Here is a 23,305-nt window from a genome sequence, read left to right as displayed (position 1 = left end):
GCCGCCTCACGGCAGCAGTTCGTCGAGCACGAAGTTGAAGTTGCTGCGGCCGCCCGGGTGCGCGGTGCGCAGCCGGTCCAGGAAGAGCGCGACTCCGATCGAGCCGGTGGCGAAGTCGGTGCTCTCGCGCAGCGCCCGGCCGCCGGGGAACACCACTCCCTCGGCCCGGTCGGTCCGGCTCAGCAGCACGCCCTGGGCGACCCGCCGGGCCTCGGCGAACCAGCGTTCCTCGCCGAGCAGTTCGCCCGCGTCCAGCAGGACGTTGCCCAGTCCGGACAGGCCGTGGAACAGGCCCGGCACGGCGCTGTACTTGCGGGTCGTGTCGGCCAGCAACGCGGAGACCGAGGCGGCCAGTCCGGGTTCGGGGCGCACCACCAGGTAGCGCAGCGCGGTGGTGGCGGTTCCGGCGGTGCCGGTCTCCCAGCAGCTGCCCGGCAGGCCGTCGTCCTCGCCGCCGTAGCCGTTCACCCGGATGCCCCGCCGCAGCTCGAACGCCAGCGCGGACCGGCCGAGTTCGTACCACTGCTGCTCGCCGGTGGCGAGGTGCAGGTAGAGCAGGAAGAGCGCGATCCCGGCGGCGCCGTGGCCGTGGCCGACCCGGCTGTGCGGCTCTCCGCCCGGTTCGGCGGGGGCGGCCCAGCGGGCGCCGGAGGCGTCCTGCAGGCAGTCGGCCGCGAGTGCCTGCCCGGCCGCTCGCGCGTCGTCGAGCAGCCGCCCGACGCCCTGGCGTTGCCACAGGCGCAGGCAGGCCAGGCCGTAGCCGGCGCTGCCGTGCAGGACGCCCGGTGCGGCGAACCGCAGCGGGTGCTCGCGGGTGCGGTCCAGCAGGCGCAACGCCGCCTCCGGGCGGCCGAGTTCGTCGAGCACCCAGGCGACGCCGGCCTGGCCGAGGTACAGCCCCGCCGGGTAGCGGGCCGGATCGACGTCCTGCGCCATCGCCCACCCCAGCTGGGCCGCGGGGACCGATCCGCGCAGCCGGTGGATGCCGTAGAGCACCCCCAGCGCGCCGTGCGCGACCGAGAGCGGGTTGGTGTCGAACACCGCCGCGTCGGCGGGGTAGAGCCGGTCCTGACGCCGGGGATCCGCGAGCTCGACGGCATAGTCGACGACCTTCTCGGCGACCTCGGCCAGGTCGGCGTCGCGCAGGCCGGGCAGCCGCTCGGGGTGGCGGTACTGGTCGGTGGCCGGCAGCGCCAGGGGCACCGGCGTGGACCACAACGGGTGGCCTTCGAAAGGAAGTTCGTCGATCCGCTGGATCACCTTCGGACCGTCGATGACGGTGTCCCCGGCGGTCAGGTCGTCGATCAGGTCGACCAGTTCGGCGGGCAGCACCAGGTCGTAGGCCAGCTCCGCGAGGAACCGGCTGAGCGAGGGCCGGTGGAACCCGGTGGCGCCGCCGACCGCCATCACCGAACTGAAGATCAGCGCGCCGAGCGCGTCCCAGTCGGCGCCCTGGTCGTAACGGCCGGTCGCCAGCAGCCGGGGACTGGCGGTGCCCGGGGTGTGCACGCCCAGATGCGCGTCCAGGCCCTCGCGCACGCCGGTCTCCAGGCCGACGACCGTGGCGGTGCCGGTCTCCGGGTCGACGGACACCCCGGCGCAGGACAGGTCGCCCAGCAGGATGCCGCGCCGGTGGGCGGTGGACACCGCCTCGGCGATCCGGCGCCAGAGGCCGCGCAGGCCGAGGAAGTGCCCGCGCACCGAGGCGGGGTCCAGGTCGAGGGTGACGAGCGGGTTGGTCCGCAGGCAGTACCGGCCGAACGGCGTTCCGCGCGGCCGCTCGCGCACCAGGACCGCGCGGCCGCCGGTGCGCACCAGCTCGACCGGCCGGGCGAACAGCCCGGTGTCGGCCAGCTCGCCGAGCAGCTGGTACTCCTTCTCCAGCACCTCGATCGCCGGCCGGCCGGGGCTGCCGACCAGCACACCCGCCCGGGCCTCCTTCAGGACGACGTCGCGGCCGGTCCGGGCGTCGGTGGCCGGCCTGGCCCCGCCGCGCGCGTCCAGGGCCGGCACGGCGTAGCGGGCCCTCAGCGGCTCGTCCGGCTCGGCGGGCCCGGCCGGGAACGGGTCGCTCTCCCAAGGGGGAACCGTGAAGCAGCGGGACGGGACGTGGACGGCGACCCCGCCGTCCGGTGCGGCGATCACCAGCCCGCGCCGCCCGTCCGGGCCGACGCGCTCGGCGCGGGCGAAGCCGCCGTAGTGGTAGCCGACGGCGGTCGAGCCGGGCCAGCGCCGGTCCGCGCGGATCTCCGGCCCGGTCCGGCCCCGCAGCGCGGCGGCCAGCCGGGAGCCGACGGCCCGGAACTGCTCCAGGTCGAGGGGGTGGACGGTGAGCAGCCCGCCGTCGGCCCCCGCCCAGCCGTCCGCGCCGTTGGCCAGCCGCGCGCAGAACGGGTCGATCAGGAAGGTGAACGGTGTGCCGGCCGCGCAGAGCACGGGCAGCGCCAGCCGCAGGACGTCGGTGCTCTCCTCGGCGAGTGAGGTGACCCGCAGCTTCCAGCCCTGGGCCGGGGCGTCGGCCCCCGGCGGCCGGGCCGTCGTCCACAGGCCGCGTCGCCGGGTGCGCCAGCCGTCGGGCAGGACGGAGCGCAGCACCGCCAGGTGCTCGTCGCCGGGCAGGTAGCGGCCGGGCGACTCGTACCAGCGGCGGTCGACGAGCGTGTAGGACTGCGGGGACTCCCAGGAGGACATCGGCGAATCCGTTCGGACTGGCGGCGGCCGGGGGAAGGTGGCCCCCGGCTGCCGAACGCCGTACTGCCGGTTCGGCAGCCGGGGTTGCAGTGCACCACCGGCCACTGGGGAACCACTGAGAACACACTGAGGGGCCCTGGCCGGGACCGCAGCGGCGGTCGGCGGATTCCGAATGGCCGGCCTTTGGCCGCTCCGATTCGCTTGATACGGAACCGAATTCAACGAGGACCTGGCCGGCCCGCCGAACCGCTATCCGGGCAACTCGCTTCGCTGTCAGGGATCGTGGAAAGGCCGACGGGCGATCAAACGCGCTGACCGGGTGAATCCCGTTGATCCGCCGGGCGTGCGCGGGCCGAAATCCGGTCGGCCCGTTTCCATTCTTTGCCGCCTTCATCCGGCCAGGTCCGGTGACCTGGGAAGGTGCGCCGTATACGGTGTCCTGAAGTTTCGGGTGCTGGCAGAGGTGATGGGGAAGGCAGGGCAAGGTGACAGTGCACAAGTTGGCCGGCGAACTTCCTGCGCAGCGAGTGGAGGAGACCAAGGGTCAGGCCGCGACATTGTTGCTGGCCTTCCGGCACGGCAATCAACTCGCCTTCGACGACGCCTTGGACCGGATCCTGGAGGACCGGTCCGAGCGTGAAGTGGTCACGCTGCTGGTCTGGATCGCCGCCGAGGCGGTGCGCAAGGCCTACGCGCCGGAGGTCGGCGACAAGGTGCTGCGCACGCTGGCCCGCCGCGCCCCGGCCGGCCCGGTCACCGTCGCGGTGGACGAGGAGTCCGCCGACGCGGCCCGGCTGATCGAGGCGGTCCAACGCGGGGACGTCTTCGCCGTGCGGGAGTTGGTGGCCGCCACCGCCGACACCACGTTCCTGCTGGGCGGCCTGCTGCAGGGGGTGGCGATGATGCTGCCGCTGCTGCCCGAGGAGGATGTCCGCGAGGTGGTCGCCGAGTTGAGGGCGCGCCAGTCGGGCGTGCCGGCCGAGCTGGTGGGCGCCCCCTGAGTTCGCCGGGCCGGGCGCACCCATTTCGGCGGGGATTCGCGGTCCGTGTTTCCCTTTCACAAGTCTTTACCTGTTCGTGACCCTGAGCGTTCTTTCCCGGGCCGGCCACCCCGTCGGGCCGCCCGGCCGCCTGTCCGGCAGCCGCCACTCCGTAGACTGGTGCGCGTGAGCAGCAGCGCCGAGCAGAACCCGTACACCGTCCGCCCCAGTAGCGCGGAACCCGCCGACCAGTCGGTGGGGCTTCGCGACATCGAGGCCGAGCTGGCCAAGCGCTGGCCCGAGAACAAGCTCGAACCCTCGCTCGACCGGATCAGCGCGCTGATGGACCTGCTGGGCCAGCCCCAGCGGGCCTACCCGTCGATCCACATCACCGGGACCAACGGCAAGACCTCCACGGCCCGGATGGTGGAGCAGCTGCTGAACGCCTTCGAGCTGCGCACCGGCCGCTACACCAGCCCGCACGTCGAGTCGGTGACCGAGCGGATCAGCCTGGACGGCAAGCCGATCAGCGAGGAGGGCTTCGTCGAGGCCTACCGCGACATCGAGCCGTACATCCGGATGGTCGACGAGTCCCAGCCGATCGCGCTCTCCTTCTTCGAGGTGCTCACCGCCATGGCGTACGCGGCCTTCGCCGACGCGCCGGTGGACGTGGCCGTGGTCGAGGTCGGCATGGGCGGCAGCTGGGACGCCACCAACGTGCTCGACGGCACGGTCGCGGTGATCACCCCGATCTCGCTGGACCACACCGACAAGCTGGGCGACACCACCGGCAAGATCGCCGTGGAGAAGTCCGGCATCATCAAGCAGGGCGCGCTCGCGGTGGTCGCCCAGCAGCCGCTGGACGCCGCCAAGACGATCCTCGAACACACCGTGCGGGTGGATGCCACGGTGGCCCGCGAGGGCATGGAGTTCGGGGTGCTGCACCGCGAGATCGCGGTCGGCGGGCAGCTGGTGACGCTGCGGGGCCTGGGCGGCGCCGAGTATGCCGACATCTTCCTTCCGCTGCACGGTGAGCACCAGGCGCAGAACGCGATGCTCGCACTGGCGGCCGTCGAGGCCTTCTTCGGGATCGGCGCGGCCCGTGAGGGCGCCCTGGACATCGACAAGGTGCGCGCCGCGCTGGCCGGCGCCACCTCGCCGGGCCGCCTGGAGGTCGTCCGGCGCAGCCCGACCATCGTGCTGGACGCCGCGCACAACCCGGCCGGCGCCCGGGTGACGGCGGCCGCGATCGGTGAGGCCTTCGCCTTCACCAGACTGGTCGGCGTGATCGGGACCAGCGGCGACAAGGACGTCTCCGGCGTGCTGGAGGCCTTCGAGCCGATCCTGAGCGAGGTCGTGGTCACCCAGAACTCCACCCACCGCGCGATGTCGGTGGACGACCTGGCGGCCCAGGCGGTGGAGGTCTTCGGCGAGGACCGCGTCCAGGTCGAGCCCAACCTCGCCGGCGCCATCGACGCGGCGGTCACCCTCGCCGAGGACGGCGAGGACCTGATCGGCGCCGGCGTCCTGATCACCGGCTCGGTGATCACCGTCGGTGAGGCCCGCCTGCTGCTCGGCCGGAGGGGATGACCGATGCGCACCCTCTGTTCCTCCACCCTGATCGGCGAGGCCCTGCTGATCATGTTCGCCGCGCTCGTCGCGGTGCACCTCTCCAGCGTCTCCGCCGGGACCATCTGGACCGTGAGCGGCATCGCGATGGTCCTCTGCGTGCTGCTCTGCGGCATGATCAACCGCCCGGGCGCGGTCGCGATCGGCTGGGCGCTTCAGCTCGGCCTGATCGCCAGCGGCCTGGTCCTGCCGACCATGTACGGCCTCGGGCTGGTCTTCGCCGGCCTGTGGTGGTGCTCGGTGCACTACGGACGCAAGATCGACGTCCTCAAGGCCCAGCGCGCCGCCGCCTCCACCGCCTCCGCCGTCTCCGTCTGACCGGCCGCGCAACGGCAGCCCGCACGTCTGTGCGGGCTGCTCACGCAAGGTAGCCTCAGCGAAAGCGGCATACACCATTCCGCCCCGAAACCACTGGAGCCGTACCGTGTCCCAGCGCACTCTCGTCCTGCTCAAGCCCGACGCCGTCCAGCGCGGCCTGGCCGGCGAGATCATCAGCCGGATCGAGCGCAAGGCCGGCTGGCGCCTCGCCGCCGTCGAGCTCCGCACCTTCGACCGCGCGACGCTGGAGCAGCACTACGCCGAGCACCTCGGCCGTCCGTTCTACGAGCCGCTGCTGGAGTTCATGACCTCCGGCCCGTCGATCGCGCTGATCGTCACGGGCGAGAACGTCATCCCGGGCATCCGCGCGCTGGCCGGCGCCACCGACCCGCTGGCCGCCGGCGCCGGCACGATCCGCGGCGACTACGCCACGATCACCCGCGAGAACCTGATCCACGCCTCCGACTCCGAGGCCTCCGCCGAGCGCGAGATCAAGATCTTCTTCCCCGGGCAGGCCTGAATCCGGTCCTGACGGAGGGTGAGCCGGGGCGCCCGAGTGCCCCGGCTCAGCCAACCGTGGGAATTTGATCCTCAAATATGGAACTGGGTCGCCCGACACGGCGTCCCAATGCCGGGAGAACCGATCCCGCCGCGCAGAATGGACGGCAGCCGACCCCGCCGACCAGCTCGCCGGGCGTGGCTACGATGGACACAACTCACGGGCCGGACAGGTCTGCTGTGCAGATCCGCGACGCGGATCGCAGGTCGCCGCGCGGGCCCGCAGGCGAGAACCCACCACCGCGAGCACAGCCCGCGAGGCCCACTCCCCGCCCATGACATCCAGTTCGGGAAGGCATTCCACACTCCATGGCCAACAATCTGTCGTTCATGGGCCGTGACCTGGCGATCGACCTGGGCACTGCCAACACGCTGGTGTACGTCAGGGGCAAGGGGATCGTCCTGAACGAACCGTCAGTCGTCGCGGTGAACACCAACACCGGCGGGATCCTGGCGGTCGGCTCCGAGGCGAAGAAGATGATCGGGCGCACGCCCGGCAACATCATCGCGATCCGCCCCCTGAAGGACGGCGTGATCGCCGACTTCGAGATCACCCAGCGGATGCTGCGCTACTTCATCCAGAAGATCCACCGCCGCCGCTACCTGGCCCGCCCGCGGGTCGTGGTCTGCGTGCCCAGCGGCATCACCGGGGTCGAGCGGCGCGCCGTGGTCGAGGCCAGCCACCTGGCCGGCGCCCGCCAGGTGCACATCATCGAGGAGCCGATGGCCGCCGCGATCGGCGCCGGCCTGCCGGTCCACGAGCCCACCGGCAACATGGTGGTCGACATCGGCGGCGGCACCACCGAGGTGGCCGTGATCTCGCTCGGCGGCATCGTCACCGCCCAGTCCATCCGGGTGGCCGGCGACGAACTCGACAACGCGATCGTCCAGCACATCAAGAAGGAGTACTCGCTGCTGCTCGGTGAGCGCAGCGCGGAGCAGATCAAGATGAGCATCGGCTCCGCCTACGGGTCGGAGAACGAGAAGGACGAGCACGCCGAGATCCGCGGCCGCGACCTGGTCAGCGGCCTGCCGAAGACCGTGGTGATCTCCGCCGCCGAGGTCCGCGAGGCCATCGACGAGCCGGTGAACTCCATCATCGACGCCGTCAAGACCACCCTGGACCAGTGCCCGCCGGAGCTCGCGGGCGACGTGATGGACCGTGGCGTGGTGCTCACCGGCGGCGGCGCGCTGCTCCGCGGCCTGGACGAGCGACTGCGCCGGGAGACCGGCATGCCGATCCACATCGCGGAGAACCCGCTGGACTCGGTGGCGCTGGGCGCCGGCCGCTGCGTCGAGGAGTTCGAAGCCCTGCAGCAGGTACTGGACGCACAGCCGCGTCGTTAGCCCGTCAGAGGGACACCACCCGTCAGAGGGACACCACCGACCCACTCCCAGAAGGGGCAGCTCCAGCGTCGTGAGGGACACCCGAGAGAGTCGACTGCTTCTCATCCTGCTGGTGGCCGTCGCCTTCGCGCTGATCACCGTGGACATCAAGGGCGGGGAGAGCTCGCCGCTCAACGGCGCCCGGAAGGCCGCGGCCGGGGTCTTCGGCCCGGTCGAGCGCAGTGCGGCCGGGGCCGTCGACCCGATAGCCCGCACTGTCCGGGCGATCCGTGACTCCGGGACCGAGCAGCAGCGGCTGAACCAGATCGGTGCGGAGAACACCGAGCTGCGCCAGAAGCTGGCCTCCTCCGACACCGCCACCGGCCGTACCAAGCAGCTGGACGACATGCTGCGGACGGCCGGCACCGGCGGTTACACCGTCAAGGCCGCCCAGGTGATCGCCATCGGCGCGGCCCAGGCCTTCTCCTGGACCATCACCATCGACGCCGGCAGCGACGACGGGCTGGCCCGGGACATGACGGTGATCAACGGTCAGGGCCTGGTCGGCCGGATCACCACGGTCGCCCCGACCACCTCCACCGTGTTGCTCGCCACCGACCCGGGCTTCACCGCCGGGACCCGGATGGAGGGCAGCGGCGAGATCGGCTTCGCGGCCGGCCAGGGCGCCGGGCCGATGAAGGTGCAGCTGCTCAACGGCAAGGCCCAGGTCAAGGCGGGGGACCGGCTGGTCACCTTCGGCTCGCAGAGCGGCCGGCCGTTCGTCCCGGGCGTGCCGGTCGGCAAGGTCGTCACGGTCGAGGCGACGCCCGGCGAGCTGACCAAGACCGTGCTGGTCGAGCCGTTCGTCTCGTTCACCCGGCTCGACCTGGTGGGCGTGGTCGTCGTACCGCCGCGGACCGACCCGCGGGACGCCGTCCTGCCACCGGCCCCGACGCCGGCCGCCGCACCGGCCCCGGCCGCCCCCGTGGCGCCGGCGCCCGCCGCACCGTCCGCCTCCGCCAGCCCGCAAGGGGGGAACTGAGCCATGGCCGTCAAGCGCCTCCTGCTCTCCGCCGTGCTCGTGCTGCTCGCCCTGGTGATCCAGGTGAGCGTGCTCGGCCGGCTCCAGCTGCCGGGGGCCACCCCCGACCTGCTGCTGCTCGTGGTGGTCGGCCTGGCCCTGGTGTACGGGCCGTCCACCGGCTGCCTGGTCGGCTTCGCCGCCGGGCTGCTGGCCGACCTGGCGCCGCCCTCCGACCACGCGATCGGCCGATACGCCCTGGTGCTCTGCGTGATGGGCTACGCGGCCGGGATGTTCCGCGCCGACTCGGGCCGCCGCCGTACCGTCATGGGCCCGCTGCTGGTGGTCGCCGGCGCGGCGGTGGTCTCCACCGTGCTGTACGCGGCGGTGGGCGCGCTGGTCGGCGACACCGCCGCCCGGCACGTCGGGCTGCCGGGCCTGGCCGCCAGCGCGCTGCTGTACGACCTGCTGCTGGCGCCGTTCGTGGTGCCCGCCGTGATGCTGCTGGCCCGCCGGGCCGACCCGGGGGCGGCCGGCGGGGAGATCACCGGCGCGGGCCTGGGCACCATCGCCCGCTACCGGACCACCCGTGAGGTCTCCTCCGGGCCGTCCAACGGCCGCAAGATGCGCGGCCTGAAGCTCTGACCACCTACTGCGCCACACTCTGCATCGGGGAGTCCCAGACGTGAGCAACATCCCGGAGACCGGCCGGACCCGCCGGGTGACGATCCGTCTGGTGGTGTTGCAGATCCTGGTGCTCTCGCTGCTCGCCACCCTCGGCGGCCGGCTCTGGTACCTGCAGATCCGCAACGGCAGCCAGTACACCGCGCAGGCGTCCAACAACCACATCCGCGAGGTGGTCGACCCGGCCGTCCGCGGCGAGATCCTGGACGCGGACGGCCGGGTGCTGGCCGGCAACCAGACCCAACTGGTGGTCTCGGTCAGCCGCACCTCGCTGCTCCAGCAGAAGGACCACGGCAAGGCCGCGCTCACCCGGCTCGCCCAGGTGCTCGGGATGAACCCGGTCGACGTCGAGAACAAGGTCCGGCTCTGCGACGCCAAGACCCCGCAGCCCTGCTGGAACGGCTCGCCCTACCAGCCGATCCCGGTGACCAGCCAGGCCACCACGCAGCAGGCGATGCAGATAATGGAACGCCGCGAGGACTTCCCCGGGATCACCGCCCAGCCCACGGCCGTGCGCCAGTACCCCAGCCCGGACGGCGCGAACGCCGCCCAGCTGGTCGGCTACCTCTCGCCGGTGACCGACGACGAGGTCAGCAAGTCCCAGGACAAGTCCGGCAAGGCCAAGTACCTGGCCTCCGACCAGATCGGCCGGGCCGGCCTGGAATCGGTCTACGACGGCGATCTGCGCGGCACCTCCGGAGTGACCCAGCTGGAGGTGGACAACCTCGGCCGGGTGATCGGCACCGCCGGCGACACGCCCGCCCAGCCCGGCAACAACGTGGTGACCAGCATCGACGCCCGGGTGCAGAAGAACGTCGAGGACAATCTGGCGCAGGCCATGGCCGACGCCCGCAAGACCTACGACACGGTGACCAGCCGCAACTTCGTGGCCGACTCCGGCGCCGCGGTCGTGATGGACGTGCACACCGGGCAGATCATCGCGATGGCCAGCGCGCCGACCTACGACCCCAACCTGTGGGTCGGCGGCATCTCGGCCAAGGACTACCAGAACCTGACCAGCCAGGACACCAACTACCCGCTGCTCAACCGGGCCATCCAGGGTCAGTCCGCGCCCGGCTCCACCTTCAAGGTGGTCTCCACCAGCGCCGCCGTGCAGGCCGGCTACTCGCTCGACGGCCACTACCCGTGCCCGTCGAGCCTGACCATCGGCGGCCGCGAGTTCAAGAACTTCGAGGGCGAGTCGGCGGGTGACATCTCGCTGGAGAAGGCGCTGGAGATCTCCTGCGACACCGTCTTCTACGGCCTGTCCTACGACCAGTGGCAGAAGGACGGCGGCATCAAGCCCAAGGCCAACCCCGCCGACTGGTTCTACAAGACGGCCCACCAGTTCGGCCTCGGCGCCAAGACCGGCATCGACCTGCCCGGCGAGGTGCCCGGCCGGGTCCCCGACCGCCAGTGGAAGACCGACTTCTTCAACGCCAACAAGGACGCCTGGTGCAAGCAGGCGGCCGGCGGCGGCACCGACTACGCCACCGAGATCGCCCGCGAGAACTGCGTGGACGGCGCCGTGATGCGCGCCGGTGACTCCGTCAACTACGCGATCGGCCAGGGCGACACGCTGGTCACCCCGGTCCAGATGGCGCGGATCTACTCGGCGATCGCCAACGGCGGCACGCTCTACACCCCGACCGTCGCCAAGGCCGTCGTCACCCCCAGCGGCCAGCTGGTGCGCAACATCGCCCCGCACGTCGACGGCAAGCTCCCCGACGACCAGAAGACCCTGCAGTACATCGACCAGGCGACCGCCGGCGTCATCACCAGCGGCACCGCCGCCTGGAAGTTCGCCGGTGCGGGCTGGCCGCAGGACAAGATCCAGCTGCACGCCAAGACCGGCACCGCCGAGGTCTACGGCAAGCAGACCACCTCCTGGCTGACCACCTACAGCAAGGACTACGCGGTCATCATGACGATCAGCCAGGGTGGCACCGGCTCCGGCGGTTCGGGTGACGCGGTCCGCCGGATCTACCAGGCGCTCTACGGCGTGGACGACAAGGGCAACATCGACGCCACCAAGGCGCTGCTGCCCGCCCCGCAGACCGCGCTTCCCACCTTCAACCCGGACGGCACCGCGGTCCTCAAGCAGGCGAGCTACGCGGCTCCCGCCCCGGCGCCCCTGACGTCCACGGTCTACACCGACCTGCTGGCCGTCGAGCCGTCCCGCGGCCTCGGAAGGAGCCGGGCATGACCTCCTCGTACGGCTCGTACCGCCAGCTCCGGTTCTCCCCGCAGCGCGGGCCGGTGGCCCGGGCGCTGGCCCGGGACGCGCCGCTGCGGCGGCTGGACTGGGTGATAGTGCTGGCCGCGCTGGCGCTCTCGCTGGGCAGCTCGATGCTCGTCTGGTCGGCCACCCGGGGACGCGACTCGCTCACCCACGGGGACCCGCAGTACTTCCTCTACCGCCACCTCACCAACCTGGTGATCGGCCTGGTGCTCTTCGGCGCGGTCGTGGCCATAGGGCACCACCGGATAAGAGCAGCCGTGCCGGTGCTCTACGCGCTGGCGATACTGATGCTGATCGCGGTGCTCAGTCCGCTCGGCTCGACCATCAACGGCGCGCACTCCTGGATCCAGTTCGGCGGCGGCTTCTCGGTGCAGCCCGCCGAGTTCGCCAAGCTCGCGATCGTGCTCGGCATGGCGATGGCGCTCTCCTCCCGGGTGGACACCGGGGAGCGGGCCATACCGACCGACCGCAGCGTGGTGCACGCGCTGGTGCTGGCCGGCATGCCGATCTGCATCGTGCTGTTGATGCCCGACCTCGGCTCGGTCATGGTGATGGCCGTGACCATCCTGGGCATCCTGCTGGCCTCGGGCGCGCCGAACCGCTGGGTCTTCGGCCTGATGGTGGCCGGCGGCGCGGGTGCCGCGGCGATCTGGAAGCTCGGAGTGCTGAGCAAGTACCAGATCGACCGCTTCGCTGCCTTCGCCGACCCGGCGCTGGACCCGGCGGGCGTCGGCTACAACACCGCGCAGGCCAGGATCGCGATCGGCTCCGGCGGGCTCACCGGCAAGGGGCTCTTCCACGGCACGCAGACCATAGGGCAGTTCGTCCCCGAGCAGCAGACCGACTTCGTCTTCAGTGTGGCGGGGGAGGAACTGGGCTTCGTCGGCGGACTGGCGATCATCGTGCTGGTCGGGGTGATCCTCTGGCGTGCCTGCCGGATCGCCCGGCAGGCCGGTGACCTCTACGGCACGGTCGTGGCGGCCGGTGTGATCACCTGGTTCGCCTTCCAGTCCTTCGAGAACATCGGCATGACGCTCGGCATCATGCCGGTCGCGGGCATCCCGCTGCCGTTCGTCAGTTACGGCGGCTCGTCGATGTTCGCCGGCTGGATCGCCATCGGGCTGCTGCAGTCGGTTCGCACCCAGCGCCACCTCAAGGCCTGAGCGCCTCTGTGAGTACGGCCCGGGCGGTCGCCACGACCGTCCGGGCCTGGTGCGCCACCTGCTGCTCTACGGGCACCCAGCGGGCCCCGAACCTGCTGCGCAGCCGGGCGCAGCGGGCGGCCACGTCGCCGCCGGGCACGCCGGCGCCGCCTGCCTGGTCGAGCCGGGCCAGCGCCGCCGCGACCCGCAACGGGATCCGCTCGGCGGCGATCTCCACCGCGGTGACCTGCGCGACCGTACGGGCCCAGTCGCCGCGCTCCCACTCCTCGGCCAGCCCCGGACCGACCAGCACGCTCTCCGCCGCCGCGGCCGCCAGCGCGCTGCCGGGCAGCTCGGGCACCCGGACCCCCGCCAGCCCCGCGCGCAGCCGCTCGGCCGCGGCCCGCACGGCGCCCCGCGGATCCGGGTGCGGCGTGCCGTCGGACACACCGTCCGCCACCCACATCGGGACCTCGACCACCGCCGTGGTCAGACCGGCGTACGTCCAGGTCGAGCGGGCCGCCTCCTCGGGCAGCGCGGCGAACCGCTCCGGCCCGTCGCAGCCGGGCAGCAGGTATATCCCGGGGCTCGGGCTCGGCCAGTACGCGGCGTCGGCCGAGCCGACGTCCAGCGGCAGCCCGGCGGCCGCGGCGGACCGTTCGAACGGCCGCGCGAGCCCGGGGACCGGCCGGGTCAGCTGGAGGAAGCTCCCGCCGAGGTCGACCCCGTGCAGCGAGAGCTGCAACGCCGGCCGCAGCTCGTCGATCACCCGCAGCAGGGCGGCCGTCTCGGGCGGCGGCGGATCGCTCAGCACCCACTCCGGCTGCCGGTGCGCGGGCGGGCGGAAGAAGTGCGCGTAGTGCCGCTCCAGGCTGAGCGGCCCGCGCAGCCAGCCCTCGGTCAGCGCGGCGCCGTCCGGGTCGAGGCAGAGCAGGAAGTGCCAGCGGGCCCGGCGCCCGCCCAGCGCCCAGCGGGCCAGCCGCAGCGCGGTGGCCGCCCCCACCGGCTCGTTGGCATGCGCCCCGGCGACCACCAGGACGTCGCGCTCCCCCTGCCCGAGCGACAGCAGCCAGAGCGGCCGCCCCTGCGCGGACTCCCCGATCCGGCGCAGTGTGCCCGCTCCACGATCGGCCAAGTCCTCTGCGGCCAGCCACGATTGATCGAGTGTTCGATACATCGGCCCTCCCGGGTCGAGCATCGCACGGCCCGGGCCGGACGCGGGGGCGGCCGGTGACCGTTCCGGAAGAGTTCTCGCACCGCGTTATCCTTGAGGGTCACCCGGCCCTCCTCGTCGGCCGGCACCCCGACCCGGGCGCGTTCCGCGCGACGTCCCTTCTCCGCAAAGGTCCTTTTGCATGACTGTTGAATCGGTCTTCCCACGCCTGGAGGCCCTCCTCCCGCACGTCCAGAAGCCGATCCAGTACGTCGGCGGCGAGCTCAACTCGACCGTCAAGGACTGGGACGCCTGCGACGTCCGGTGGGCCCTGATGTACCCCGACGCCTACGAGGTCGGCCTGCCGAACCAGGGCGTCATGATCCTCTACGAGGTGCTCAACGAGCGTGAGGGTGTGCTGGCCGAGCGCACCTACAGCGTCTGGCCGGACCTCGAGGCACTGATGCGCGAGCACCGGGTCCCGCAGTTCACGGTGGACGCGCACCGCCCGGTCAAGGCGTTCGACGTCTTCGGGCTGAGCTTCTCCACCGAGCTCGGCTACACCAACATGCTCACCGCCCTGGACCTCGCGGGCATCCCGCTGGAGGCCGCGGACCGCACCATCGACGACCCGATCGTGCTGGCCGGCGGTCACGCCGCGTTCAACCCCGAGCCGATCGCGGACTTCATCGACTGCGCGGTGGTCGGCGACGGCGAGCAGGCCGTGCTGGACATCACCGAGATCATCCGGGCCTGGAAGGCCGAGGGCCGCCCGGGCGGCCGCGACGAACTGCTGCTGCGGCTGGCCCGGACCGGCGGGGTGTACGTCCCGAAGTTCTACGACGTCGAGTACCTGCCGGACGGCCGGATCGGCCGCGTGGTGCCGAACGCGCCCGGCGTGCCGTGGCGGGTCTCCAAGCACACCGTGATGGACCTGGACGAGTGGCCCTACCCCAAGCAGCCACTGGTCCCGCTCGCCGAGACGGTGCACGAGCGGATGTCCGTCGAGATCTTCCGCGGCTGCACCCGCGGCTGCCGTTTCTGCCAGGCCGGCATGATCACGCGCCCCGTGCGGGAGCGAAGCATCACCGGCATCGGCGAGATGGTCGAGCGCGGCCTCAAGGCGACCGGCTTCGAGGAGGTCGGCCTGCTCTCGCTCTCCTCGGCCGACCACACCGAGATCGGTGAGATCGCCAAGGGCCTGGCCGACCGCTACACCGACGACAAGATCGGGCTCTCGCTGCCCTCCACCCGGGTCGACGCCTTCAACATCGACCTGGCGAACGAGCTGACCCGCAACGGTCGCCGCTCCGGCCTCACCTTCGCCCCCGAGGGCGGCAGCGAGCGGATCCGCAAGGTGATCAACAAGATGGTGTCGGAGGAGGACCTGATCCGCACCGTCGCCGCCGCCTACGGCAACGGCTGGCGCCAGGTGAAGCTGTACTTCATGGTCGGCCTTCCCACCGAGACCGACGAGGACGTGCTGCAGATCGCCGAGATGGCGAAGAACGTCATCCAGAAGGGCCGCGAGGTCACCGGCCAGAACGACATCCGCTGCACGGTGTCGATCGGCGGCTTCGTCCCCAAGCCGCACACCCCCTTCCAGTGGTCCCCGCAGCTCTCCGCCGAGGCCACCGACGCCCGGCTCGGCAAGCTGCGCGACGCGATCCGCAACGACCGCAAGTACGGCAAGAACATCGGCTTCCGCTACCACGACGGCAAGCCCGGCATCGTCGAGGGCCTGCTCTCCCGCGGCGACCGCCGCACCGGAAAGATCATCCGCGCGGTCTACGAGGACGGCGGCCGCTTCGACGGCTGGCGCGAGCATTTCAGCTACGACCGCTGGATGCGGGCCGCCGAGAAGGGCCTCGCCGGCACCGGCGTCGACGTCGAGTGGTACACCACCCGCGAGCGCGCCTACGAGGAGGTGCTGCCCTGGGACCACCTGGACAGCGGCCTCGACAAGGACTGGCTGTGGGAGGACTGGCAGGACGCCCTGGAGGAGGTCGAGGTCGACGACTGCCGCTGGACCCCGTGCTTCGACTGTGGCGTGTGCCCCCAGATGGACACCCAGATCCAGATCGGCCCGACCGGCGTCAAGCTGCTGCCGCTGACGGTCGTCAAGTAGTCCGATCCACCGTGACGCCCCCGCCGGAATGCTCGGCGGGGGCGTTCGTGCTGCCGGGGGCGGCGTGAGTGGGTCGGGTGGGCGCGTACCCTTTGGTATTGACACAGTCCGGATCGGGCTCGCAGTATCCGCCCCGGCCGGACCCGGCTTCTCTCGAAGGACTGAGCGACTCTGGCACGCCGCACGCCCGACGGTCCGCCCCCCGCACCGACGGTGCAGCGCATCCGGCTGCGCTACACCAAGCGGGGCCGTCTGCGCTTCACCAGCCACCGTGACTTCCAGCGCGCCTTCGAGCGAGCCCTTCGCCGGTCCGCTGTGCCGATGGCGTACTCGGCCGGATTCACCCCGCACCCCAAGGTCTCCTACGCCAACGCCGCCCCGACCGGGGTGGGCAGCGAGGCCGAGTATCTGGAGATCGGCCTGGCCGACGTCCGGGACCCGGAGGCGCTGCGCGCCCAGCTGGACGAGTCGCTGCCGGACGGCCTGGACATCATCGACGCGGTCGAGGTGCGCACGCCGAACTTCGTGGAGCGGCTGGAGGCCTCGCTCTGGGAGGTCCGCCTCCCCGGAGTGAGCGAGCAGCAGGCCGCGCACGCGATCGAGCTGTTCCTCGCGGCGGAGAGCGTCGAGGTCGAACGGCAGACGAAGAACGGACTACGGGTTTTCGACGCGCGCGGGGCCGTGGCGAGTCTGACGCTGGTCCCTTCGCAGGTCGACGTTGCTCCGGTCGGGGAATACTCGGCCACCTCCGATGTTCGTACCGGTGATGGCTGTGCGATACTGCGCCTGGTAGTACGACACGCCACACCCGCCGTACGACCAGACGACGTTTTGTCCGGTCTCCGTTCGACGGCCGACCTGGCGCCGCCGGTCCCCGCTGAGGTGACCAGGCTGGCGCAGGGGCCGCTCGACGAGGAGACCGGCACGGTGACCGACCCGCTGGCGCTCGACCGCGCTGCGGCCCAGGCCGTCCCTTCCGAGACCGCCGAGCCGCAGGCCGTAGCGTCCGCCTAGCGGGCGGAGGCGAGGACCGGAGTAACCGCCCGGTCCTGCGTGCTCCTGGCCCCCGCGGCTCCCCAGGGGAGCGAGCGTCGTCGCGCACAGGCCATTCCTCCGGTGGCCCACTGGCCCCATGGCTGGTGGGCCCCAGGAAATTCCCGCCGCCCTCTGGGCCGGTGGGGCCCGCCCAGGGAGCCACCCGGGGTTGTGGGGCGGCGCAGCTTGGGAAAATCTGAGAAGACTGGTCAGACCAGAAGACTTTCGACACCCCGCACCGTGCGGGGAGCCGAGTGAGACTACGAGCCCCTGTGCGGCCTCGCGTCCGCGCGGCGACACTGTGGAGAGTCGGCCCGGACGCCGAAGAGCGTCCACGGCCGGCCACCGGTGGCGCGCCGTGCCCGGATGTGGAGCCCGGGGGCCTGACGGGAGATCCACCCGCATGCCTGAGAACACTGAAACGCAGCACGCCGGAGAGCCGGGCGATTCGACCGGCGAGAACTCCGCCGCTCCGGTCCGCCGCCGCCGTCGTGCGGTGTCCCGCCCGGCCGGCGCCCCGCAGGGCGCGGCCGAGGTCGGCGCCGAGACCGTGATCCCGGCCGAGGCCGCACCGGTCGCAGAGGCTGTTGCTGAGCCGGTTGTCGAGCCGGAGAAGCCGGTGCGTGCTCGTCGTACGGCGCGTAAGCGTGCCGAGTCGCCGGCGGGTGCGCCGGCTGTCGTCGAGACCCCCGCGGTCGTCGAGGAGCCGGTTGCGGCTGAGCCGGTTGTCGAGCCGGAGAAGCCGGTGCGTGCTCGTCGTACGGCGCGTAAGCGTGCCGAGTCGCCGGCTGGTGCGCCGGCTGTCGTCGAGACCCCCGCGGTCGTCGAGGAGCCGGTTGCGGCTGAGCCGGTTGTCGAGCCGGAGAAGCCGGTGCGTGCTCGTCGTACGGCGCGTAAGCGTGCCGAGTCGCCGGCTGGTGCGCCGGCCGCCGTCGAGACCCCCGCGGTCGTCGAGGAGCCCGTCGTCGAGGAGCCCGAGGAGGCTGTCGTCGAGGCGCCGGCCCCCGTCGCGGCGCCCGAGCCCGAGGTGGTCCCGGAGTCCGCGCCGCGGGCCCGCCGCCGTGCGGTGCGCCCGTCCACCGCGATCTTCCAGGCCCCGGTCTTCCAGGAGCCGACCGCCTACGTCGCCCCGGTGGCCCCCGCCGCCGCCCCGGCCGCGGCACCTGCGCCCGCGGCGGCTCCGGCCGCGCAGGCTGCCCCCGCCGCGAGCGGCAGCCCGATCGGCCTGCCGGAGCTGGAGGCCGAGGAGGACTACGAGTACAGCGGTGTGGGTCGCCGCCGCCGCGGTGGCCGGACCCCCGTCCGGGTGACGCCGCAGACCCGCAGCAAGGGCGCCGGCCGCACCGGCCGCCAGGCGTCGGCACGCCAGGCCGCCGTGGAGACCCCGGCCGAGCCGGTCGCGCCCGCTGCGCCCGCCGCACCCGTCGCGCCGCCCGTCGAGCCTGCCGAGGTTCCGGTGCAGGCCGCCGCGCAGGGCCCCGAGCAGGACTCCGACTGGGAGGAGGACGGTCGGCCGTCCTCGCGCCGTCGTCGCCGGGGTGGCCGTCGTCGTCGCCGCGGTGACTCCGAGGAGTTCGAGGCGGAGGTCCAGGAGACCGAGCACTCCGCCGACGAGCCCGCCGACTCGCGGGCCGAGCAGTCCGCCGAGTCCGTCGACTCCGCCGATGAGGAGGAGGACGACGAGGACGACCTCGCCGGTGGCCTGGCCTCCTCGCGTCGTCGTCGTCGTCGCCGTCGTCGCAGCGGTGAGCCGGTCGAGCAGGCCGACAACGGCCAGGCCGAGGAGAACGTCCGCACGGTCGTGAAGATCCGCGAGCCGCGCCGGCGTTCCACCGAGCCGTCGTTCGACCCGGACGAGGTGCAGTCCATCAAGGGCTCCACCCGCCTTGAGGCGAAGAAGCAGCGCCGCCGCGAGGGCCGCGAGCTGGGCCGCCGCCGGGTGCCGATCATCACCGAGGCCGAGTTCCTGGCCCGCCGGGAGTCGGTCGAGCGCGTCATGGTGGTCCGTCAGAACGGCGAGCGCACCCAGATCGGCGTCCTGGAGGACGGCGTCCTGGTCGAGCACTACGTCAACAAGGAGCAGGCCACCAGCTACGTCGGCAACGTCTACCTGGGCAAGGTCCAGAACGTGCTGCCGTCCATGGAGGCCGCCTTCGTCGACATCGGCAAGGGCCGCAACGCGGTGCTGTACGCCGGTGAGGTGAACTTCGGTCAGCTCGGCCACAGCGGCCCGCGCCGCATCGAGTCGGTGCTGAAGTCGGGTCAGTCCGTGCTGGTCCAGGTCTCCAAGGACCCGATCGGCCACAAGGGCGCCCGGCTCACCAGCCAGATCTCGCTGCCCGGCCGCTACCTGGTCTACGTGCCCGAGGGCTCGATGACCGGCATCAGCCGCAAGCTGCCCGAGAACGAGCGGGCCCGCCTCAAGCAGATCCTCAAGAAGATCGTCCCGGACGACGCGGGCGTCATCGTGCGCACCGCGGCCGAGGGTGCCAGCGAGGAAGAGCTCACGCGCGACGTGCAGCGTCTGCAGGGGCAGTGGGAGGAGATCCAGAAGAAGGTCGCCAGCGGCAACGCGCCGACCCTCCTCTACGGAGAGCCGGACATGACAGTCCGGGTCGTCCGGGACATCTTCAATGAGGACTTCACCAAGGTCATCGTCTCCGGCAACGACGCGTGGAACACCATCCACGAGTACGTCGGCGGGGTGGCCCCCGACCTGGTGGACCGGCTGCAGAAGTGGACGTCCAACGTCGACGTCTTCGCCACCTACCGGATCGACGAGCAGCTGATGAAGGCGCTGGACCGCAAGGTCTGGCTGCCGAGCGGTGGCTCGCTGGTGATCGACCGGACCGAGGCGATGATCGTCGTCGACGTCAACACCGGCAAGTTCGTCGGCCAGGGCGGCAACCTGGAAGAGACCGTCACCCGCAACAACATCGAGGCGGCCGAGGAGATCGTCCGCCAGCTGCGGCTGCGCGACCTCGGCGGCATCATCGTGATCGACTTCATCGACATGGTGCTGGAGTCCAACCGGGATCTGGTGCTGCGACGCCTGCTGGAGTGCCTGGGCCGGGACCGGACCAAGCACCAGGTGGCCGAGGTCACCTCACTGGGCCTGGTGCAGATGACCCGCAAGCGGGTCGGCCAGGGTCTGCTGGAGTCCTTCTCCGAGAGCTGCGTGCACTGCAACGGCCGCGGCGTGATCGTCCACATGGAGCAGCCGACCGCCCTGGGTGGCGGCGGTGGCCCGGTCGGCACCGCCGGCGAGGCCGGCGCGTCCGGTGGCAAGCGCCGCCGTCGGGGCAAGGGCGGCGCCGCGAGCGAGGAGCCGCAGCCGCACCTGATCGAGGACGAGACGGACGAGCTGGACGAGGCGGACGAGCACGAGCACGAGGAGTTCGAGTTCGTCTCCGGCGGTGAGCAGCTGGAGATCGAGGTCCCCGCGGCGCCCGTCGAAGCCGAGCCGGTCGTCGAGGTCGAGCCCGAGGTCGAGGTTCAGGCCGAGGCCGAGGTCGTGCCCGCCGAGCAGCCGAGCCTGGTCGAGATCGCGCCCGTCGCGGCCCCCGCCGGCCGGACCCGCCGCCGCGCGGTCCGCAAGGCCACCGCTTCGGCCGGTTCGCCGGGCGAGGCCGAGATCGTGGTCCTGCAGTCCCGCGCCGAGGCCGTGGTCGAGGCCGCCCTGGCCGCCGCCGCGCAGCCGCCGGCCGAGGCCCCCGTCGAGGAGCCGGCCCCGGCCGTCGCCGAGCCGGTGGCGCCTGCCGAGGCCGAGGCTCCCGCCGAGCCGGTGGAGGACGCCGAGGAGGCTCCCGCCCCGAAGAAGCGGGCGCCGCGCAAGGCCGCCGCCAAGAAGACCGCCGCCGCCAAGACCACGGCGACGGCGGCCAAGAAGACCACCGCCCGCAAGACCGCTACCAAGCGGACCAGCGCGGCGGCCAAGAAGGCAGCTGCCGCCGAGGGTGATTCGGCGGCCGAGTAGGCCCGTTGGCCGGGGAGCGGGCACCTCGCCCGCTCCCCGGTCCGTACGGCCCGGTTTGCCCTGATGGCGGCCGATCCGTATTCTTGACCTCCGGCGTGTCTACGCCACGCTCCCGAGCAGATCACCTCTCGCGCTCCGCTTCACGGCGGAAGGCGAGGGAGGCCTCCTGTGTCCGTACCCAGGTGGCTGGCATCGAGAGTTCCGATCGAGTAAGAAAGCAGGTACCGCATGTACGCGATCGTTCGCGCCGGCGGCCGCCAGCACAAGGTCGCCATCGGCGACGTGCTGGAGATTGACCGCGTTGATGTCAAGCCGGGTGACTCGGTGGAGCTCTCGACCATCCTGGTCGTCGACGGCGAGGCCGTCACCTCTGACCCGTGGGTCCTGGCCGGCATCAAGGTTCACGCCGAGGTCGTCGACCACACCAAGGGTGAGAAGATCGTCATCCTTCGCTACAAGAACAAGACCGGCTACCGTCGGCGCCAGGGCCACCGCCAGCGCCACACGGCCATCCGCATCACCAGCATCGACACCGCGAAGTAAGTAAGGGGATAGCGAGATGGCTCATAAGAAGGGCGCAAGCTCTACCCGTAACGGCCGCGACTCGAACGCCCAGCGCCTCGGCGTGAAGCGCTTCGGCGGCCAGAAGGTCAACGCCGGCGAGATCCTGGTCCGCCAGCGTGGCACCCACTTCCACCCGGGTGCGAACGTCGGCCGTGGCGGCGACGACACCCTGTTCGCCCTGCAGGCGGGTGCGGTCGAGTTCGGCACGCACCGTGGCCGCAAGGTCGTCAACATCGTGGCCGTCGAGGCCTGATCTGCCTGACGCCGCGTCAAGCGGCATTCGGTAGGATTCACGGAGGGTGGACCGGTTTGTTCCGGTCCGCCCTCCTGTGTTTCACCCCTTTGTCTTTCCCCTTGTCTTGGAGGCACCCGTCATGACCACCTTCGTGGACCGCGTCGAACTGCACGTCGCCGCGGGTAACGGGGGCCACGGCTGCGCCTCCGTGCACCGGGAGAAGTTCAAGCCGCTCGGCGGCCCGGACGGCGGCAACGGCGGTGACGGCGGCAGCGTCACGCTGGTGGTCGACACCAGCATCACCACGCTGCTCGAGTACCACCACTCGCCCAAGCGCAAGGCGCAGAACGGCAAGCCCGGCGCCGGCGGCCACCGCACCGGCTCCACCGGCGAGGGCCTCGTGCTGTACGTCCCGGACGGCACCGTGGTGCTCGACCGCGAGGGCAACGTGCTCGGCGACCTGGTCGGCCACGGCACGACCTTCATCGCCGCCGCGGGCGGCCGTGGCGGCCTCGGCAACTCCGCACTCGCCTCCTCCCGCCGCAAGGCCCCCGGGTTCGCGCTGCTCGGCGAGCCCGGCGAGGCCCGCGACATCGTGATGGAGCTCAAGTCCGTCGCCGACGTCGCGCTGGTCGGGTACCCGAGTGCGGGCAAGTCCTCGCTGATCTCGGTGATCTCGGCCGCCAAGCCGAAGATCGCGGACTACCCGTTCACCACCCTGATCCCGAACCTCGGCGTGGTCACCGCGGGCGACATCGTCTACACCGTGGCCGACGTGCCCGGCCTGATCCCCGGCGCCAGCCAGGGCCGCGGGCTGGGCCTGGAGTTCCTGCGCCACGTCGAACGCTGCACCGTGCTGGTGCACGTGCTGGACTGCGCGACCCTGGAGCCGGGCCGTGACCCGCTCACCGACCTGGAGACCATCGAGGAGGAGCTCGCCCAGTACGGCGGTCTGGACGACCGTCCGCGACTGGTGGCGCTCAACAAGGTGGACGTCCCGGACGGTCAGGACATCGCCGACCTGACCCGCGCCTCGCTGGAGGAGCGCGGCTACCGGGTCTTCGAGATCTCCGCCGCCTCCCGCTCCGGTCTGCGCGAGCTGAACTTCGCGATGGCGCAGATCGTCGCCGACGCCCGCGCCGCCAAGCCGGTCGAGGAGTCGACGCGCATCGTGCTGCGGCCGACCGCCGTGGACGACGCCGGCTTCACCGTCACCGAGGAGGACGGCGCCTACCGCGTGCGCGGCCTCAAGCCGGAGCGCTGGGTCCGCCAGACCGACTTCTCCAACGACGAGGCCGTCGGCTACCTCGCCGACCGGCTGGCCCGGCTCGGTGTCGAGGAGAAGCTGTGGAAGGTCGGGGCCCAGGAGGGTGACACCGTCATCATCGGCTCGGACGACAACGCGGTCGTCTTCGACTGGGAGCCGACCATGGCCGCCGGCGCCGAGATGCTCGGCCGCCGTGGCGAGGACCACCGTTTCGAGACCCCGCGTCCGGCCGTCGACCGCCGCCGCGACAAGCTGAAGAACCGGGACGCCGCCGAGGACGAGTTCCGCGCGTTCGAGGCGCTCTCCTCCGGCCGCCCGGCCGCCGTCGACGAGAGTGACGACGAGGACTGAGCTCC

The 23,305-nt window shown here is 72.0% G+C and carries 17 protein-coding genes; 15 read left to right on the top strand and 2 right to left on the bottom strand.

Annotation, left to right across the window (positions count from 1 at the left end; all coding sequences use genetic code 11):
- Nucleotides 1–6 precede the first annotated feature (6 nt).
- Nucleotides 7–2,691: a class III lanthionine synthetase LanKC N-terminal domain-containing protein gene (locus BS80_RS37020; protein WP_035806197.1), complete on the bottom strand. Its 2,685-nt coding sequence runs from the start codon at nucleotides 2,689–2,691 to the stop codon at nucleotides 7–9.
- 485 nt (nucleotides 2,692–3,176) lie between these two features.
- Here BS80_RS37020 and BS80_RS37015 point away from each other — a divergent pair, with 485 nt between their 5' ends.
- The 9 genes from BS80_RS37015 (at nucleotide 3,177) to rodA (ending at nucleotide 12,612) form a co-directional block, all read left to right on the top strand.
- The gene (locus BS80_RS37015) at nucleotides 3,177–3,692 is read left to right on the top strand and encodes a hypothetical protein (RefSeq protein WP_157536790.1); all 516 of its coding nucleotides are present in this window, start codon (nucleotides 3,177–3,179) and stop codon (nucleotides 3,690–3,692) included.
- Nucleotides 3,693–3,857: 165 nt separating this feature from the next.
- Entirely contained in the window at nucleotides 3,858–5,261 is a 1,404-nt protein-coding gene (gene folC / locus BS80_RS37010) for a bifunctional tetrahydrofolate synthase/dihydrofolate synthase (RefSeq protein WP_051967675.1), read from the top strand.
- A 3-nt stretch (nucleotides 5,262–5,264) separates the two neighbouring features.
- The gene (locus BS80_RS37005; protein ID WP_035806192.1) at nucleotides 5,265–5,618 is read left to right on the top strand and encodes a DUF4233 domain-containing protein; all 354 of its coding nucleotides are present in this window, start codon (nucleotides 5,265–5,267) and stop codon (nucleotides 5,616–5,618) included.
- Nucleotides 5,619–5,724: 106 nt separating this feature from the next.
- Nucleotides 5,725–6,138 carry a nucleoside-diphosphate kinase gene (gene ndk / locus BS80_RS37000; RefSeq protein ID WP_035806191.1) on the top strand — a complete coding sequence of 138 codons (414 nt, stop codon included), beginning with the start codon at nucleotides 5,725–5,727 and terminating at the stop codon, nucleotides 6,136–6,138.
- A 359-nt stretch (nucleotides 6,139–6,497) separates the two neighbouring features.
- The gene (locus BS80_RS36995; protein ID WP_035807056.1) at nucleotides 6,498–7,523 is read left to right on the top strand and encodes a rod shape-determining protein; all 1,026 of its coding nucleotides are present in this window, start codon (nucleotides 6,498–6,500) and stop codon (nucleotides 7,521–7,523) included.
- A 70-nt stretch (nucleotides 7,524–7,593) separates the two neighbouring features.
- Nucleotides 7,594–8,544: a rod shape-determining protein MreC gene (gene mreC, locus BS80_RS36990; RefSeq protein WP_035806190.1), complete on the top strand. Its 951-nt coding sequence runs from the start codon at nucleotides 7,594–7,596 to the stop codon at nucleotides 8,542–8,544.
- 3 nt (nucleotides 8,545–8,547) lie between these two features.
- Nucleotides 8,548–9,168, top strand: a complete 621-nt coding sequence (gene mreD, locus BS80_RS36985) for a rod shape-determining protein MreD (RefSeq protein WP_035806189.1) — start codon at nucleotides 8,548–8,550, stop codon at nucleotides 9,166–9,168.
- A gap of 40 nt (nucleotides 9,169–9,208) precedes the next feature.
- On the top strand, nucleotides 9,209–11,413 hold the full coding sequence (gene mrdA, locus BS80_RS36980) for a penicillin-binding protein 2 (protein WP_035806187.1): 2,205 nt from the start codon (nucleotides 9,209–9,211) through the stop codon (nucleotides 11,411–11,413).
- Nucleotides 11,410–12,612: a rod shape-determining protein RodA gene (rodA, locus tag BS80_RS36975; protein WP_035806184.1), complete on the top strand. Its 1,203-nt coding sequence runs from the start codon at nucleotides 11,410–11,412 to the stop codon at nucleotides 12,610–12,612. Before mrdA ends, rodA begins: the two co-directional genes overlap by 4 nt.
- On the opposite strand, the gene BS80_RS43720 is transcribed toward rodA, so the two are convergent.
- Complete coding sequence (locus BS80_RS43720) at nucleotides 12,602–13,726, bottom strand: M14 family zinc carboxypeptidase (RefSeq protein WP_269676746.1); 1,125 nt, start codon at nucleotides 13,724–13,726, stop codon at nucleotides 12,602–12,604. The genes rodA and BS80_RS43720 overlap by 11 nt on opposite strands.
- Before the next feature lie 220 nt (nucleotides 13,727–13,946).
- On the opposite strand from BS80_RS43720, the gene BS80_RS36965 reads away from it, so the two are divergent.
- The 6 genes from BS80_RS36965 (at nucleotide 13,947) to obgE (ending at nucleotide 23,300) form a co-directional block, all read left to right on the top strand.
- Nucleotides 13,947–15,872 (top strand): TIGR03960 family B12-binding radical SAM protein, encoded by a 1,926-nt coding sequence (locus tag BS80_RS36965; protein ID WP_035806180.1) that lies wholly within the window; start codon nucleotides 13,947–13,949, stop codon nucleotides 15,870–15,872.
- Nucleotides 15,873–16,085: 213 nt separating this feature from the next.
- Nucleotides 16,086–16,886 carry a TIGR03936 family radical SAM-associated protein gene (locus BS80_RS36960; protein ID WP_035806178.1) on the top strand — a complete coding sequence of 267 codons (801 nt, stop codon included), beginning with the start codon at nucleotides 16,086–16,088 and terminating at the stop codon, nucleotides 16,884–16,886.
- Between the two features lie 424 nt (nucleotides 16,887–17,310).
- On the top strand, nucleotides 17,311–20,883 hold the full coding sequence (locus BS80_RS36955; protein ID WP_035806177.1) for an Rne/Rng family ribonuclease: 3,573 nt from the start codon (nucleotides 17,311–17,313) through the stop codon (nucleotides 20,881–20,883).
- Nucleotides 20,884–21,111: 228 nt separating this feature from the next.
- A complete protein-coding gene (rplU, locus tag BS80_RS36950) occupies nucleotides 21,112–21,426 on the top strand; it encodes a 50S ribosomal protein L21 (RefSeq protein ID WP_035806176.1) in 315 nt (104 codons plus the stop codon).
- 16 nt (nucleotides 21,427–21,442) lie between these two features.
- Nucleotides 21,443–21,700, top strand: coding sequence for a 50S ribosomal protein L27 (gene rpmA / locus BS80_RS36945; RefSeq protein ID WP_035806175.1), 258 nt, complete (start codon nucleotides 21,443–21,445; stop codon nucleotides 21,698–21,700).
- A gap of 121 nt (nucleotides 21,701–21,821) precedes the next feature.
- Nucleotides 21,822–23,300 (top strand): GTPase ObgE, encoded by a 1,479-nt coding sequence (gene obgE / locus BS80_RS36940; protein ID WP_035806173.1) that lies wholly within the window; start codon nucleotides 21,822–21,824, stop codon nucleotides 23,298–23,300.
- The last annotated feature ends 5 nt before the right edge of the window (nucleotides 23,301–23,305 follow it).

The sequence above is a fragment of the Kitasatospora mediocidica KCTC 9733 genome, from assembly GCF_000744225.1.
GTDB classification, from domain to species: Bacteria; Actinomycetota; Actinomycetes; order Streptomycetales; family Streptomycetaceae; genus Kitasatospora; species Kitasatospora mediocidica.
Note: the sequence above shows the minus strand (reverse complement) of the source record. Positions and strands in the feature narration are given on the sequence as shown.

Coding starts and splice junctions, on each gene's coding strand:
- BS80_RS37020 (WP_035806197.1), bottom strand. CDS start 2,691: ATGTCCTCCTGGGAGTCCCCGCAGTCCTACACGCTCGTCGACCGCCGC.
- BS80_RS37005 (WP_035806192.1), top strand. CDS start 5,265: ATGCGCACCCTCTGTTCCTCCACCCTGATCGGCGAGGCCCTGCTGATC.
- mreD (WP_035806189.1), top strand. CDS start 8,548: ATGGCCGTCAAGCGCCTCCTGCTCTCCGCCGTGCTCGTGCTGCTCGCC.
- rodA (WP_035806184.1), top strand. CDS start 11,410: ATGACCTCCTCGTACGGCTCGTACCGCCAGCTCCGGTTCTCCCCGCAG.
- BS80_RS36965 (WP_035806180.1), top strand. CDS start 13,947: ATGACTGTTGAATCGGTCTTCCCACGCCTGGAGGCCCTCCTCCCGCAC.
- BS80_RS36955 (WP_035806177.1), top strand. CDS start 17,311: ATGCCTGAGAACACTGAAACGCAGCACGCCGGAGAGCCGGGCGATTCG.
- rplU (WP_035806176.1), top strand. CDS start 21,112: ATGTACGCGATCGTTCGCGCCGGCGGCCGCCAGCACAAGGTCGCCATC.
- rpmA (WP_035806175.1), top strand. CDS start 21,443: ATGGCTCATAAGAAGGGCGCAAGCTCTACCCGTAACGGCCGCGACTCG.
- obgE (WP_035806173.1), top strand. CDS start 21,822: ATGACCACCTTCGTGGACCGCGTCGAACTGCACGTCGCCGCGGGTAAC.